This window comes from Collinsella aerofaciens, assembly GCF_964283865.1.
Classification (GTDB): Bacteria; Actinomycetota; Coriobacteriia; order Coriobacteriales; family Coriobacteriaceae; genus Collinsella.
In genome coordinates, this window is sequence record NZ_CAXYLS010000001.1 from 228,587 (window position 1) to 242,367 (window position 13,781).

Consider the following 13,781-nt stretch of genomic DNA (forward strand, 5'->3'; position numbering starts at 1 on the left):
GTTACTCCTTAACGGTTTTCTGTAGCAGGCAGACGGCCCAGGCGCCAATTCCCTCGCCCTGGCCTTCCCAACCGAGCTTTTCGGTCGTGGTGGCGGCGACGCCCACGTTTTCGACGTCGACACCCAGGGCATGGGCAAGGTTGGCGCGCATGGCATCGCGGTGCGGAGTGATCTTGGGCTGCTGACAGGCAATGGTGCAATCGGCATCGACAAACTCAAAGCCCAACTCGCGCGCATAGTCCATCACGCGAGCGAGCAGCACCATCGAATCGGCACCCTCGTAGGCGGGATCGGTGTCGGGGAATAGCTTGCCGATGTCTCCCCCGCGGCAGGCGCCCAGAATGGCGTCGGCCAAGGCGTGCGCAAGCACATCGGCATCCGAGTGGCCCAGCAGGCCGCGCTCGTAGGGAATGTCGACCCCGCCGATGATACATCGACGCCCCTCCACCAAACGGTGGACGTCGTAGCCGTGGCCAATGCGCAGGTTACTGAACATGGGGAAGGTCCTCTCCCTCGGCCATGCGGCCAAGCAGAATCGCGGTTACGGGACGCAGGTCCTCGGGCACCGTCACCTTAAGGTTATCGCGCGGGCTCTGGACACAGCGGACGCGCCCGCCCATGCGCTCGACCAGCGATGAATCGTCGGTACCGATAAAGCCCTCGGCAATGGCTGCAGCGTGGGCGCGCTTCATAGCATCGACGCTAAAGATCTGCGGCGTCTGCGCGGCCCAATAGAGCTCGCGCGGCGGCGTCTCGACGATATTGTCGCCGTCGACGATCTTGAGCGTATCGATCGCGGGCTGACCGCACACGACACCGTCGAGCGAGCGGTCACCCACAAGCACGTCAATCGCATGATCGATGGCCTCGGTCGTGATAAGCGGACGGGCGCCGTCGTGGATGGCGACATATTCGAAACCCGTCGGTACCGCATGCACGCCGGCACGGGTGGAATCCTGACGGGTATCGCCGGCATCGGCAAAACTGATGGGCGTGTCATAGTCAAACGGGTCGATGGCCAGGCGGCGCATCTCGGCACGGCGCTCGGCAGGGCACACCACCACGATGTGGCCGACCTTGTCGCTACGATCGAACGCGCGGATAGACCAGCTCATGAGCGGACGGCCCGCCACGTTAACGAGCTGCTTGCCGCCGGGATTTCCAAAGCGCTGGCCGCTGCCGCCGGCAACGACCACGGCGCATACGGGCGCCATTATGCGTTCCCCTGTTTGGTGCCCTTCATGCGGTACAGCGAGTCCGCAAGAATGGCAGGGTTGTTGACGCCAAAGTCGCCCAGGCGCTCCGGATCCTCGCTGATGTCGTCCATGAGCTCCTGCAACGAGCCGTACTCGTCGACGATCTTCTCGGCCACGCCGTCGCGCACGACGGACACGCGCGAAAGCGTGCGCAGGCCCAGTGGCGTCATGACGGAGTCCTCGTCCAGGTCGTCGTAACCCAGAACCGCCGCCACATGCTGTGGGTCGGACAGGTCCTTAGGTGTCATACGGCTTAGGTTGGCGCGAATCTTCTCGGCATTAGCCTCGGAAGAATCACTTGCGTAGTCGCGGATCATCAGGTCATACTCGGTATCCATGCTGGAGCCCGCGAGCTGCTCGAGCTGCATCTGCACGAGCTTGCCCTGGTTGCCCAACTTGACGATGCAATCCTTAAGCTCGGTCTTTGCCTGCTGCATGATCTCGAAGCTCGAGAAAATACCGGTAATGTCGGCGAGCGTAACGTAGTCGTCGAGCTCGAGGGCTGTCAGGCGCAGCAGGGAGCGATCGAGCGACTGACGGGTAGTCTGGAGCGTGGCGACGAGCTGGTTGACCGAGCTCATGATGGTGGTGACGGGCTGGATCTCGTAGCTCTTGCCGTGAACGTACACGTTGACGACGGCACGACGGGCCGAAACCGAGATCACGATGGCGTCGGTGAGCACCGACATGCGAGCGGCAGTACGGTGACGCATGCCCGTTTCACTCGTGGCGAGCGAGGGATCGGGATTGAGGTGGAAGTTGGCGCGCAGGATCTGGGTGAGGTCGCCATCGATGACGATGGCACCGTCCATCTTGGAAAGCTCGAACAGGCGGTTCGAGGTAAACGAAATGTTGAGCGGGAAGCCGTCGTTACCGGCAGCGAGTACGTTTTCGGTGTCGCCGACGCAAATAAGAGCGCCCAGGTGACCAGCAATGATCATGTCGAGGGCGGTGCGGATCGGCTGGCCGGGGGCAGTCAGGCGAATAGCCTGTTCCATACGCTTTTGCAGCTCGTTCTTATCCAAGGCATCGCTCCCATCGTATACGCTCCATAAACGCTAAATAGTTTCTCACGGTTTGCCCCCGCAGCGCTTGCGAAATCCGATGCTTACAGAATGAGCGAACACCGCTGGGGTAGTCAAAAGAGCCCCAACCCAAATGAGCTGCTTATGTGGTAGCATCGGGATTCACATGAATGAGGGAGTAGTCGCGTGACCGGGTTCGCCTCCGGTGGCGCGGTAAGTCAACACACTGGCCGATGCGGCCTGGCTTGCCTTAATGAACGAGACTCGTGGCTGTGCGCGCAACGCGTACGCCACGGGTCTTTTTTGTTACTCCCCCAAGAGGTACACGCGGGCCCGCCCGCAGAGAGGGAGTCAGACTATGGGACTCGCAGAGCTCGTGCTGCTCGCCGTTGGCCTTTCGATGGACGCCTTTGCCGTATCCATCTGCAAGGGCCTTGGCATGAAGAAGATCGACCTTAAAGTCGCCGCGGTGCTCGGCCTGTTCTTTGGCGGCTTTCAGGCCGGCATGCCCGTAATCGGATGGGCGCTTGGCAGTCAATTCATGGGCATCATCGGACCCATCGACCATTGGATCGCCTTTATCCTTTTGGCCTTTATCGGCGGCAAAATGCTGTGGGAAGCCTTTACCGAGGACGAGAATGAAGGCGACGGCAAGGATGCCGAAAAGATTGACCTGGGCGAGTACCTGATCCTCGCCATCGCCACCTCAATCGACGCCCTAGCCGTAGGCATCTCATTTGCGGCGCTCTCGGTTGACATCGTTCCCGCTGTATCGCTTATCGGCGTCACAACGTTTATCTTCTCCATCGCCGGCGTAGCGATCGGCCACACCTTTGGCGCGCGCTACGAAAAACCTGCCACCATCGTGGGCGGCATCGTGCTCATCCTCATCGGGCTTAAGATCTTGCTTGAGCATCTGGGGATTTTGGCGCTGTAACGCCAAACGCAATCGCTCAAAACTCAACGCCAGTAGCATCACGAATAGTCCCCGCCCAACGGGGTTCTCCCCTCCGCAGGCGTTTCGAAACCCGCCCCCATCCCGGATTCCCACGCAGCGGCCGCGTTCACCGCCGACACGGGGACCCCTAGCTCCCCCGCGACGCGGCAGACCCTCGGCTGCCCCTCGTAAAGGATGCAGAAGACGCGCTCGAGGTCCGACGGTTCGACCAGGCTGCACCGGCAGTCCGCGTACAGCGCGCAGCCCCTCCCGCGCGGGTCGCCGCCCGAGCCCTCATCCGGCTCGTGATGGCGCACCTCGACCCAAAGGCCCTCCGACACGTCATCGAACCCGAAATCGAGCTCCGCCTGGACGCTCTCGCCGAACGCATCGCCCAGGACGAGCTCCGGCACCTTCGTCATACGGCCGTCCAGCCACTCAATCTCTATCATCGTACGCATGGTGCAAGCCTCTTCCGGCACGGGATTGTCAGCTCAAACCGACCCTTACCCATACGGACGAACATAGCTCGCCAGGGGAAGCCCCTGAAGGCCGTGCGCCACAACATGAGGCCGAATCCGCCCCCGGCTGGACAGGCCAACAACGAAGGAGCACACGGAACCGGCGCGGCGTTACAACCGTCCCGGCAAGCGTGTCACTTGGTCAAGTCATGATGCCGACAAACCCGGAAATGCTCCAACGGAGCGCCGAACGAGCGTAACAATATAAAGCCGTGCAACACGCGTTGGACGACCAGAACATCCCAAACAAAGGCCTGTCGGTCCCACCTTCAAGCCCAATAGCAAAATGTGCATCAGCGGAATTGCAGCGATACAAGTCTCAACCATCACACCGCAGCGCGCCTAGTCCCACTCATCCTACTGCAAATGTCCCAGAACGAGAAAACGACCAGCTTAACATGCCAACCTTTATATCCGCACGCGCGTAATTCAACTCATAAGGACCGGTTATCCCTTACCTGTGACACAATCTCAAACGCACAGAACAGAATCATCAGTCCAATCATCGCATAAGAGGCAGCCGAACCTTCAAACACTATTCCACAAAGAACAATCTCCGCGCCGCCAATAAGAACTGTTATCAGGCGCTCTGCCTTTTTGCTCTCGCCGCTCGCATAAAAAGGCGGCAAAGCGCACAAGATCACATATAGCCCGGGAAGGGAATACAGGATCGATAGTCCAAGCCCCCCATCAACCGCAGTGTTTTGCGTAAGAATCAACTGAACCCAAACGGCAATTATCACTGAGCAGGTTGTCGATAAAAGAAGGCTAGAAATATAGCACGCAAGAAAGTCCCGTCGCATTCGAACAGAGAAATCCGCGAACTCTCTTCGCCGCGTGGAAACAATAAGGTACACAGAAATTGCAATAGAACCAATCAGAGAAAACAGCGGAACAACCAGCAATTCAAGCTTATTACCCCATCGATCAACCACACCCCCACTCCAATGAGCGGGAATTGTATCAGGGAGGGCTGACCAAGCCGCCCATAGAATCAGAAATGGAAGAATAGAGAGGATGAAAGATGATAACACTGCAGTAATTTTTTTCGAGGCTCTCATCGATTCCGCATCTCCTTGTGCGCTCACATTCCACTCCGTCTTAAATCAAGTAAAAATAATAGCTTAAATGCAAATTTGTTTTAATTATTGGTTGATCTCATTTCCATTCTTAATAATTGTTATCTTGATTTTATATCGATTATTCGATATATAGTAATATAAATTGTGTTCAAGGAGGGCACCATGATCCGTATTCGCTCCATAGAGCTCTCAAATGTGAAAAACGTTGCTAACGGCACGATCGGCTTCAAGGACAGCCCCTTCGGTTCCAGCGTGATGGGAATATACGGTCAGAACGGATCGGGCAAGACCGCCGTCGTCGAATCCCTCGCGCGAGTCCAGGATTTGATGTGCGGCTTTCCGCTCGACCGTGAAAGCGTCGATCTGATCGGCCCCTCTGCCGAGTGCGCCAAAATCAGCATCGAGGTCGAGGTGACGGAGGGTTCCCCTTCCTCGCTCGGCTTCGTAGGCGGGCTCGGCGGCACCGTAGCGGCCGGGAAGCCCTTCACAGTTTGCTACTCGTTCTCCTTCGACAGGCTCGACGACAGACCGCGCCTCCTCTCCGAGGACCTCTCCGTCCGCGCCGAGGGGCTCGTCAAGAGAAGGCTCGCCGCCTACGATGCGGCCGATACCGAGGACAGCCAGAACCTGAAGCCCGTCAACAGGTGGCGGGCACTCAGAAATCTCGCCGGAAGGGAGGCCGACCTCGACCTCACCGTCGCACGGCGCTCCCCCGACCTGCAGGGCTCCTCGAAGCTGTTCTCGAACGCCATGGTCGCCTTCGCGGTCGCCGCGAGAAAGTCCTATCTCGAGCGCCTCGGAAATAACTCCCTATCCGAGGCGGCGAGGACGGCGTACGAGAGCGTATTGGTTCCACTCATGGACTCCACGACGCTCCTGAACAGGTTCGCCGACGATAAGATGAGGGTCTGTGACACGCGCCGAAGCGCGGCGCTGGCGTTCAACATCTTCCTCCTCGCCTCCCCGGGCAGCAGCACAGGCGGATGGTCACCCGAGGAGGCCGGAAAGGCCCCTGTCATCCGCGACGTGTCACTCCCTATCGATCAGACAACGGTCCTCCCCTCAGAAGTCTGCGACTCGGTCCGCAAGACCGTCGAGACCATCAACTGCGCGCTTGGGGCAATCGTTCCGGGACTCAGCATCCAAGTGAACACCCTCCACGGCGAAACGATGGAAGACGGCACACCGGGCGAGCGCGTCGAGCTCCTATCATGCCGGCAGGGGGTACGCGTCCCCTTCAGAACAGAATCGGAAGGAATCAAGAAGATCGCATCGATGCTCGGCTGGCTGATAAACGTCTTCAATGACGACAGCGCCTGTCTCGTCGTTGACGAGATCGACTCCGGAGTGTTCGAGTTCCTGCTCGGCGAGCTCCTCGAAGTCGTGACCGAGCAGGGCAAGGGCCAGCTCATCTTCACCGCTCACAACCTGCGAGCGCTTGAATGTCTCCCGGTCGGATGCCTCGTCTTCTCGACCTCCAACCCCAACAACCGCTACATCGGGTTCCGGGGCATGGCACCCTCGAACAACCTCAGGAACCAATACCTGAGAGCCATCAACCTCGGGGGGCAGAAGGAACAGCTGTACGAGCCGACCAGAACCTCCGCGATAGGCTCCGCCCTCCTTGAGGCTGGAAGCCCCCAGGCCCTCGACTTCGACTCCCTTCTGTCCTCCATGGGAGGCGAGTGACCATGGCAAGGGAGAAGCGGGTCGTCCTGATTCTCGTGGAGGGGCCGAGCGATGAAAACGCGCTCCTCGAGCCCATGCAGGCCGCGCTCAACTTCGCCGCAAACGGTGCACCGCCCGAGGCGAGGGCGCTCGCCTTCCACTGCGACGTTACCACGGTGCGACCCTTCTCACGGGAGGCCTCCTTCGCCGTCAAGGACAGGGTGCGCGACACCGTGCGCCAGTTCGTCGTCGACCGCATCGCGTCGCGGCACGAGTACGAATGGACCGACCTCGACCGGATCATCCACATCGTCGACCTGGACGGCGCCTTCATACCGAACGAGTGCATCGTCGAGGGGGACTGCGATGGATTCGTCTATGGCCGCGACTCTATCACCGCCCGGGACACCGCTAGGGTGGTAGACAGAAACGAGAGAAAGTCTGCCGCGCTGCTTGAGCTCGCGGGCACGCGCGAGCTCAAGCACAGAAAACACGCAGTCCCCTACAGAGTCTACTTCATGTCCCGCAACCTCGAGCATGCGCTCTACGGCTCCGTACGCGAATTCAGCGATGACGAGAAGAGGCAGCTTTCCGCAGCCTTCGGCAAGAAATACCGGAACGACCCCGAGGGTTTCATCAATCTGCTCCGAAGCGGGGACGTAAAGGTTCCGGGCGATACCGTGGAGGAGACATGGCGCTACGCCCGGGAAGGCACTAATTCCCTCCACCGGGGCTCAAGCCTTCACCTCTTCTTCTCTGACTCTGAACCGGAATCTCCGCCCCGGCCATCCGCTCCCTAGGATCCGAAAGCCCGAATGTCGTGCTGGCGCTTGTGCGAGACGATCAACTTTCGGCAGTCGCTGCTCCCCGTTTTGATCGCATGGCTCTTCCCCGTCGCCCTCCAGCGCCGGGGGTTCCCCTCCATCGCGAAGAGGTAATCCCCGTCCGGCCTTGCCGTCTCTGTAACGCCGAGCCTCCCGACGCGCCTCAAGGAAGGCGGGGTCGTCCCGGGAGAGTGGACAAAACTATAGAGACACGTTCCAAATTGACTAAAGGGTGATATGGGTTAGACGCCAGGCAATTTCCCATTTCTTAAAAGAAGAGAGGGGGCACCTGTCGCAAAAGACCGGGTGTCCCCTCTCGTAATGTCATTTGCAATCCGCTAGCACGTGGCTCGGACCGCTGCCGGCGTGACCTTTACGCGGCAAGGCGCTTGAGGACGTCGATGAGCAGCTCGTAGAAGCGCTCGGCAGAAGCGAGCTCCATGCTCTCGTCCGGGGTGTGGACATCGGAGAGCGTCGGGCCCACGGCGATGGCGTCCAGACCGTGCAGGGCCTCGGCAAACAGGCCGCACTCAAGGCCGGCGTGAATGGACTCGATGCGCAGCTCGGAGCCAAAGAGCTCACGATAGCTCTCGACAAAGACGTCGCGGACCGGCGAATGCTCGGCATAGCTCCAGCCGGGATACTCGAACTCAAACTTGGCGTCGAAGCCCAGGACATCGGCCAGCGTCTGCAGGCGGTCCTTGAACTCGTCCTGCAGCGAGGTGATCGAGGAGCGCGGGGACAGCATGATCTTGACCTCGTCGTCAGAAGTGGCAACCACACCGATGTTGGAGGAAACCTCGACGGAGCCGTCGGTGGCGACGTTGCGGCGAATCACGCCGTTAGGGGCAAGACGCAGGGCGCGGATGAGGGCAAGCGCGGACTTCTGGTCCATGGCCTCGACCTCAGCGTTATCGGCAATCTCGACGGTGCAGGTAAAGCCGGGGTCGAAGACCTCGAGCTCGGCAGTGACGTCGGCGATGATGCCCTTTGCGATCTGGGCCGCGGCCTCGGCGGCAGCGTGGTCGGCGTAGACCAGAACAGCCTTGCACTCACGGTTGATGGCGTTGTCCTTGGTGCCGCCGTTAAAGCTAACGATGGCGGGCTCGCCGGCAACCATCAGGCGGTCGATGATGCGGGCCATGATGAGGTTGCCGTTGCCGCGCTCTAGGTTGATATCGTTGCCGGAATGACCACCCAGTAGGCCGGAGATGTCGAGCGTGAGGGTGCTGCCGGTCTTGTGCTCGCGCACGATGGGGCAGGCGTAGGTAACAACGACGCCGCCGGCGCAGCTGACGGTGGCAACGCCCTCTTCCTCGGAGTCAAGGTTAATCATGGTGCGGGCGCTAATCTGGGACTTGTCGAGCGTCTCGGCACCGACCAGGCCAGTCTCCTCGTCGGTGGTGAATACGCACTCGAGGGCGGGGTGAACGATCGAATCGTCATCGAGAACAGTGAGCATCAGAGCGACAGCAATGCCGTTGTCGGCACCCAGGGTGGTGCCGTTAGCGGTGAGGACGCCGTCCTTGACGACCAGGTCGATACCGTCGGTCGTAAAGTCGTGCTCAACGGAGCCCAACTTGTCGCACACCATATCGATGTGGCCCTGCAGCATCACGGCCGGAGCATTCTCGGCGCCGGCAGAAGCGGGCTTGCGAATGATGACGTTGTAGACCTCGTCCTGGTACACATCGAGGCCGCGCTCCTTGGCAAACGCAACCAGGAAATCGCTGATGCCCTTCTCGTTGCCAGACCCACGGGGGATCGCGCTGACCTCCTCAAAGAAATGGAACAGCTGGGCGGGCTCGTAGCCGGTAATCTTGTAATCCATGGTGCCTCCTTGGCGCAACTGGTTAGACAGTAAGACATGCGCCTTGTATATTCCCAGACTTTGCGTGCATAAACCAGTCGAAAACGCCGAGCGCCCTCGCATCATCGGCTAACGGCGGGGAAACGCTACTTTATTAAGATAAAGCAGGTTAGACGGGCCGCACCGAAGGGGCGTTGGACCCTTCAACCAACCTCAAAGCTTGATCAACGTTTATGCATACGCCATTGGTATGTTTAATGAGGTTTTTGTCCTCCGTCACGACGTAATCGGCATCAATGCGATTAGCGACGCCCAGTATCAGGTCGTCCTCAAAGTCGTTGTGATGATACTTGAACACAAAGGAGTCGAAGACCTCATCTGCACCGACCGGGGCGATGAGGGCTAGCTCGCGCATCTGTCGAACGCATGCCCAGGCCGTTTCGTCTGCCGCCGCAATGGCGTTATCGCTCAGTGAGCCAGTCTTTCTTCGGCACTCCTGCTTGATTGCCGCCGAGACAAGATATGAAACGTCTTTGACCGAAAGCGACGAGGCAAACAGGGCAATCCGCTCCGAGGCGTCGGCAATCTCGATCAGATGGGCGACATTTGCCGTACGGTCGGACCTGCCAGAAAAATAATCCATCCATACGTTGGTATCGATTAACAGCTTGAGGACGCCTTCTGTGCTCATAGTTCCACCCACTCGGGATAGCGCTCCGCCATGGCCTCCTCATAGAGGTCGTCATAGTCTCCCGAGAACTCAGGGATGGGGATGCCGTATTTGAGGCACGAATCGCGAACGATATGGCTGCCTTGCGCGGCCCTTGACTCCATGCGCCGGGGCTCCACTCCGTCAGAAACTGGAGCCGCCGCGTCTCCCTTCGAGGGCATATGTCCGTTAACGACCAGATACTCCCAAAGTGTCCGAACGGCTTGCGACGGCGTCATGCCAATCTGTGCCAAAACGGCGTCCCCGGCATCCTTGAGTTGGCGATCCATGCGCACGTTCATCTGAACCGGCCGTGAGTCTAGTATCGACATAGACATGTTGGCTCCTTTTGCTATACGCTTTCCTTTACTTAGTATAGCATTTAGGATGAATGCCGCCTTTACCAGAAAGGGGACGTCCCAGCTGGAACATCCCCTTCATTCAGACTATTTCACACTTTACAGCGCGCCAGAGCCGGCTTGCATCATGCCGCCGGGGCCCGAGGTCACGCCGCCGCTTACGGGCGTGGCGTTGCCGGTGTGCGGCGCCGCCGGAGCGGTATCGCCGCCGAGCGCGCCGACCGGACGCGGTGCCGGAATCTCGCCCGTGCCGTGGCTAAAGACAAACTTGCCGTCGGCCACATCGCACAGGACGGTATCGCCCTCGCCCCACTCGCCGGCCAGCAGCTCCTCGGACAGCGGGTCCTCAATGAGCTTTTGGATGGCGCGGCGCAGCGGACGCGCGCCATTGGTGAGGTCGGTGCCCTCGGCCACAATCTTGTCGTAGGCCGCATCGGTGAGCTTGATGTTCATGCCGTTGGCAATCAGGCGTTGACGCAAGTCGTCCACCAGCAGGTGCGCGATCTTGGTCAGATTCTCGCCCGAAAGCTTCTGGAACACCACGATGTCGTCGATACGGTTGAGCAGCTCGGGGCGGAACAGGCGCTTGAGTTCGCCCATCGCACGGCCCTTAATCTCGCTCGAGGTAAGGCCGTGCTCGCCGGTGGTGCCAAAGCCAACGCTCGCATCCTGCGCAATCTCGCGGGCGCCCACGTTGGACGTCATGATGATCACGGTATTGCGGAAGTCGACCGTCTTGCCTTGGCTATCGGTCAGGCGGCCCTCCTCCAGCACCTGCAGCAGAATGTTGAAGATATCGGGGTGCGCCTTCTCGATCTCGTCAAACAGCACAACCGAGTACGGATGACGGCGCACGGCCTTGGTGAGCTGACCGCCCTCGTCATGGCCAACGTAGCCCGGGGGGCTACCGATAAGCTTGGAGACCTCGAACTCGCTGCCAAACTCCGACATGTCGAAGCTGATGAGCGCGTCCTTGCTGCCAAAGAGATACTCGGCAAGCGTCTTGGCGAGCTCGGTCTTGCCCGTGCCGGTGGGACCCAGGAAGATAAAGCTGCCGCCGGGGCGACGCGGGTCCTTGAGCGGCGAGCGACTGCGGCGCACGGCCTTGGCAACGGCCTCGACTGCCTCGTCCTGGCCGATAATGCGGGTCTTGAGCACGCTTTCGGTCTGCAGCAGGCGACGGCTCTCGCTCTCGGTGAGCGAAGACACCGGCACACCCGAGGTCACGGAGACGATGTCGGCGATCTGGGCGACGTCGATGGTGAGCGGGCTCGCGTCGAGCTCGGCCGTCCAGGCAGCCTTGGCCTCGGCAACCTCAATCTCGGCAGCCTTTTGCTGCTCAGTGATCTCGGCAGCCTTGTTCATGTCGTCGCTCTCGGTGGCCTCCTGTGCGGCAGCCTTGAGCTCTTCGACGCGATGCTCGGCCTCGCGCACCGGCTCGGGCGCGCGGTTAGCGGCGATGCGGGCGCGGGCACCGGCCTCGTCGATAAGGTCGATGGCCTTATCGGGCAGGAAGCGGTCCTGAATGTAGCGGTTGGAGAGGTTCGCGGCGGCCTCGATAGCACCCTGTGTGTAACGCACATGGTGGTGCTCCTCGTAGCGCGGCTTGAGCGCGGTCAGGATCTTGACCGTGTCCTCGACGCTCGGCTCCTCGACATCGATTGTCTGGAAGCGACGCTCAAAGGCCGGATCCTTGGTGAGGTACTTGCGGAACTCCTCGGCCGTGGTGGCGCCGATGATCTGGAAGGCACCGCGTGCGAGAACGGGCTTGAGCATGGAGCTCGCATCGATAGAACCCTCAGCAGAGCCGGCACCGATGATGGTGTGCATCTCGTCGATAAACAAGATAACGTCGTCGGCTTCGGTCGCCTCCTGGATCACGTTCTTGAGACGCTCCTCGAACTCGCCGCGATACTTGGCGCCCGCAACAAGACCCGGCAGGTCGAGTGTCCAGATATTCTGGTTCATGAGGTTCTCGGGCACGTTGCCGGCGGCAATCTGCTGAGCCAGGCCCTCGACGATGGCTGTCTTGCCCACGCCGGGATCACCCAAGATAAGCGGGTTGTTCTTGGTGCGGCGCGAAAGGATCTCCATCATGCGCTGGACTTCCTTTTCGCGACCGATCACGGGATCGAGCTTGCCGTCGCGCGCCTTCTGTGTGAGGTTGGTGGCGAACTGCTTGAGCGTGTCGGTGCCGTCCCCCTTTTGCTGTGAGGCGTCCGAGCCGCTAAAGAACGGCAGGCCCGCACCGGGGCGGCCGGCGCCAGCTCCGGCGAGCGGACGCTTCTTGTCCTGGTCCTTGGCGGTGAGCTTTTCGATGGCCTTTTTGATAGAAGCGGACGAAACACCCAGGCGCATGAGGATGTCCATGGCCATTCCGTTGCCCTCTTCGACGATACCGATGAGCAGGTGCTCGGTCGACACATAGGTCTGGTTGTTCTCGCGCGCCACACGGAAGGAACGCTCCATCACGCTAATGACGAGCGGCGTAAAGGCGAGCTTGGCGGCCTCGGTCTCCTCGCTGGGCTCGGGAACGGTGGTCTGGACCTCCTTGAGGGTGTCCATGATGTCGTCGTAGGAGATATCGAGCGAGCGCAGTGCCTCGGCGGCAATGCCCTCGTCCTCCTTAGCGAGCGCGAGCAGCAGATGCTCGGTACCCACTTTATTTGAGTGTAGATCGAGCGCCTCTTGCTTGGCCATGGACATGACCTTGCGCGCGCGATCGGTAAAACGGTCTAACATGCTAGTTCCTCTTAGACGAGCTAGTTTTTTCAAACGCAAAGCGCCGCCCCGCGGCAGCGCTTTGGTCTCTTTACCCATATGGAGTATATGTTAACCGTTGGGACCTTTTCCGCACGGAGCCATACGACAACGTCTACAAAAAAGGAATCGCTCCGGTCTGTTTGGGGGTCTGGTTCTGAGCGTTGCCTAGCAGGCAGGCTCGACGTCCATGCCCTCGGAAATGTTGGCAACCTCCTCGGCAGCGGGAGCACCCGGCATGTGCACGAGCTCCATGTGCGGCTCGGCAAAGACCGTGCCCATGGGGAAGGCGCGACGGAAGACAAACCGGGCAACCGGACCGGCCACCAGCAGGTTCCAGGGCAGGGCCATGATAAAGTTGCGCGGAATGTTGACGAGCCACATCATCGGCAGCGCCTGCAAATTGGCAAGCGGGCCGCCGGGCATATGGAACAGGCCCTCGCAGGCGCCGTAGAGCGACATGATGATGACCATGGGGACGACTATGCAGGAGCTGACGGCGAGCGTCATAGCGAGCGGCGAGCTCTTGCCCGGAGTAACCAGGAACTTGAAGGCGAAGCCTTTGGCTGGCGGGCTGGCGATAAACCAGTCGCAGCACATGGCAAAGACGTAGGCAACGGGGAAGCCAAGCCATGCAGCGGCAACAACCTCGCCGTTGATGGCCCCATGCTGCAGGGCAACGTTGTAGATGCTCATCCAGAGCACCATACAAAAACACATGATAAAGGTGAACAGCAGGCTCTCTCGTTTGTTGATAGGCATAAAGGGCGAAATCCTTTCTGTGTTACGCCGCGGCGCGTGCAAAAAAACGGGCAGGCGAGATGGAGTTA

The 13,781-nt window shown here is 60.0% G+C and carries 13 protein-coding genes; 3 read left to right on the forward strand and 10 right to left on the reverse strand.

Annotated elements, in window-relative coordinates; all coding sequences use genetic code 11:
• Position 1: 1 nt before the first annotated feature.
• Genes ispF through disA form a run of 3 tightly spaced genes read right to left on the reverse strand, consistent with a single transcriptional unit; the run spans position 2 to position 2,254 of the window.
• Entirely contained in the window at positions 2–496 is a 495-nt protein-coding gene (ispF, locus tag ACRX4W_RS01040) for a 2-C-methyl-D-erythritol 2,4-cyclodiphosphate synthase (protein WP_006234975.1), read from the reverse strand.
• On the reverse strand, positions 486–1,214 hold the full coding sequence (gene ispD, locus ACRX4W_RS01045; RefSeq protein ID WP_432298926.1) for a 2-C-methyl-D-erythritol 4-phosphate cytidylyltransferase: 729 nt from the start codon (positions 1,212–1,214) through the stop codon (positions 486–488). Before ispD ends, ispF begins: the two co-directional genes overlap by 11 nt.
• The gene (gene disA / locus ACRX4W_RS01050) at positions 1,214–2,254 is read right to left on the reverse strand and encodes a DNA integrity scanning diadenylate cyclase DisA (RefSeq protein ID WP_369831362.1); all 1,041 of its coding nucleotides are present in this window, start codon (positions 2,252–2,254) and stop codon (positions 1,214–1,216) included. Before disA ends, ispD begins: the two co-directional genes overlap by 1 nt.
• A gap of 385 nt (positions 2,255–2,639) precedes the next feature.
• Between disA and ACRX4W_RS01055 the strand changes: the two genes are divergently transcribed.
• Positions 2,640–3,218 carry a manganese efflux pump MntP gene (locus ACRX4W_RS01055; RefSeq protein ID WP_117773484.1) on the forward strand — a complete coding sequence of 193 codons (579 nt, stop codon included), beginning with the start codon at positions 2,640–2,642 and terminating at the stop codon, positions 3,216–3,218.
• Between the two features lie 38 nt (positions 3,219–3,256).
• On the opposite strand, the gene ACRX4W_RS01060 is transcribed toward ACRX4W_RS01055, so the two are convergent.
• Together ACRX4W_RS01060 and ACRX4W_RS01065 are read right to left on the reverse strand one after the other, a co-directional pair.
• Positions 3,257–3,679 (reverse strand): hypothetical protein, encoded by a 423-nt coding sequence (locus ACRX4W_RS01060; protein ID WP_117773485.1) that lies wholly within the window; start codon positions 3,677–3,679, stop codon positions 3,257–3,259.
• 494 nt (positions 3,680–4,173) lie between these two features.
• Positions 4,174–4,827 carry a DUF1648 domain-containing protein gene (locus ACRX4W_RS01065; RefSeq protein WP_124785975.1) on the reverse strand — a complete coding sequence of 218 codons (654 nt, stop codon included), beginning with the start codon at positions 4,825–4,827 and terminating at the stop codon, positions 4,174–4,176.
• A 156-nt stretch (positions 4,828–4,983) separates the two neighbouring features.
• Here ACRX4W_RS01065 and ACRX4W_RS01070 point away from each other — a divergent pair, with 156 nt between their 5' ends.
• The gene (locus ACRX4W_RS01070) at positions 4,984–6,510 is read left to right on the forward strand and encodes a hypothetical protein (protein ID WP_117773487.1); all 1,527 of its coding nucleotides are present in this window, start codon (positions 4,984–4,986) and stop codon (positions 6,508–6,510) included.
• Between the two features lie 2 nt (positions 6,511–6,512).
• Positions 6,513–7,289 carry a hypothetical protein gene (locus ACRX4W_RS01075; RefSeq protein WP_432298927.1) on the forward strand — a complete coding sequence of 259 codons (777 nt, stop codon included), beginning with the start codon at positions 6,513–6,515 and terminating at the stop codon, positions 7,287–7,289.
• A gap of 397 nt (positions 7,290–7,686) precedes the next feature.
• On the opposite strand, the gene ACRX4W_RS01080 is transcribed toward ACRX4W_RS01075, so the two are convergent.
• The 5 genes from ACRX4W_RS01080 to ACRX4W_RS01100 form a co-directional block, all read right to left on the reverse strand.
• A complete protein-coding gene (locus ACRX4W_RS01080; RefSeq protein ID WP_117773489.1) occupies positions 7,687–9,144 on the reverse strand; it encodes an aminoacyl-histidine dipeptidase in 1,458 nt (485 codons plus the stop codon).
• Between the two features lie 148 nt (positions 9,145–9,292).
• Complete coding sequence (locus tag ACRX4W_RS01085; RefSeq protein WP_117773490.1) at positions 9,293–9,814, reverse strand: PIN domain-containing protein; 522 nt, start codon at positions 9,812–9,814, stop codon at positions 9,293–9,295.
• Complete coding sequence (locus ACRX4W_RS01090) at positions 9,811–10,170, reverse strand: type II toxin-antitoxin system RelB/DinJ family antitoxin (protein ID WP_197032147.1); 360 nt, start codon at positions 10,168–10,170, stop codon at positions 9,811–9,813. The genes ACRX4W_RS01085 and ACRX4W_RS01090 overlap by 4 nt, the downstream gene beginning before the upstream one ends.
• Before the next feature lie 120 nt (positions 10,171–10,290).
• On the reverse strand, positions 10,291–12,933 hold the full coding sequence (locus ACRX4W_RS01095) for an ATP-dependent Clp protease ATP-binding subunit (protein ID WP_117840011.1): 2,643 nt from the start codon (positions 12,931–12,933) through the stop codon (positions 10,291–10,293).
• 186 nt (positions 12,934–13,119) lie between these two features.
• Positions 13,120–13,713, reverse strand: a complete 594-nt coding sequence (locus ACRX4W_RS01100; RefSeq protein WP_432298928.1) for a DUF2798 domain-containing protein — start codon at positions 13,711–13,713, stop codon at positions 13,120–13,122.
• Between the last annotated feature and the right edge of the window lie 68 nt (positions 13,714–13,781).

Coding starts and splice junctions, on each gene's coding strand:
- ispF (WP_006234975.1), bottom strand. CDS start 496: ATGTTCAGTAACCTGCGCATTGGCCACGGCTACGACGTCCACCGTTTG.
- ispD (WP_432298926.1), bottom strand. CDS start 1,214: ATGGCGCCCGTATGCGCCGTGGTCGTTGCCGGCGGCAGCGGCCAGCGC.
- disA (WP_369831362.1), bottom strand. CDS start 2,254: ATGGAACAGGCTATTCGCCTGACTGCCCCCGGCCAGCCGATCCGCACC.
- ACRX4W_RS01055 (WP_117773484.1), top strand. CDS start 2,640: ATGGGACTCGCAGAGCTCGTGCTGCTCGCCGTTGGCCTTTCGATGGAC.
- ACRX4W_RS01060 (WP_117773485.1), bottom strand. CDS start 3,679: ATGCGTACGATGATAGAGATTGAGTGGCTGGACGGCCGTATGACGAAG.
- ACRX4W_RS01070 (WP_117773487.1), top strand. CDS start 4,984: ATGATCCGTATTCGCTCCATAGAGCTCTCAAATGTGAAAAACGTTGCT.
- ACRX4W_RS01075 (WP_432298927.1), top strand. CDS start 6,513: ATGGCAAGGGAGAAGCGGGTCGTCCTGATTCTCGTGGAGGGGCCGAGC.
- ACRX4W_RS01080 (WP_117773489.1), bottom strand. CDS start 9,144: ATGGATTACAAGATTACCGGCTACGAGCCCGCCCAGCTGTTCCATTTC.
- ACRX4W_RS01085 (WP_117773490.1), bottom strand. CDS start 9,814: ATGAGCACAGAAGGCGTCCTCAAGCTGTTAATCGATACCAACGTATGG.
- ACRX4W_RS01090 (WP_197032147.1), bottom strand. CDS start 10,170: ATGTCTATGTCGATACTAGACTCACGGCCGGTTCAGATGAACGTGCGC.
- ACRX4W_RS01095 (WP_117840011.1), bottom strand. CDS start 12,933: ATGTTAGACCGTTTTACCGATCGCGCGCGCAAGGTCATGTCCATGGCC.
- ACRX4W_RS01100 (WP_432298928.1), bottom strand. CDS start 13,713: ATGCCTATCAACAAACGAGAGAGCCTGCTGTTCACCTTTATCATGTGT.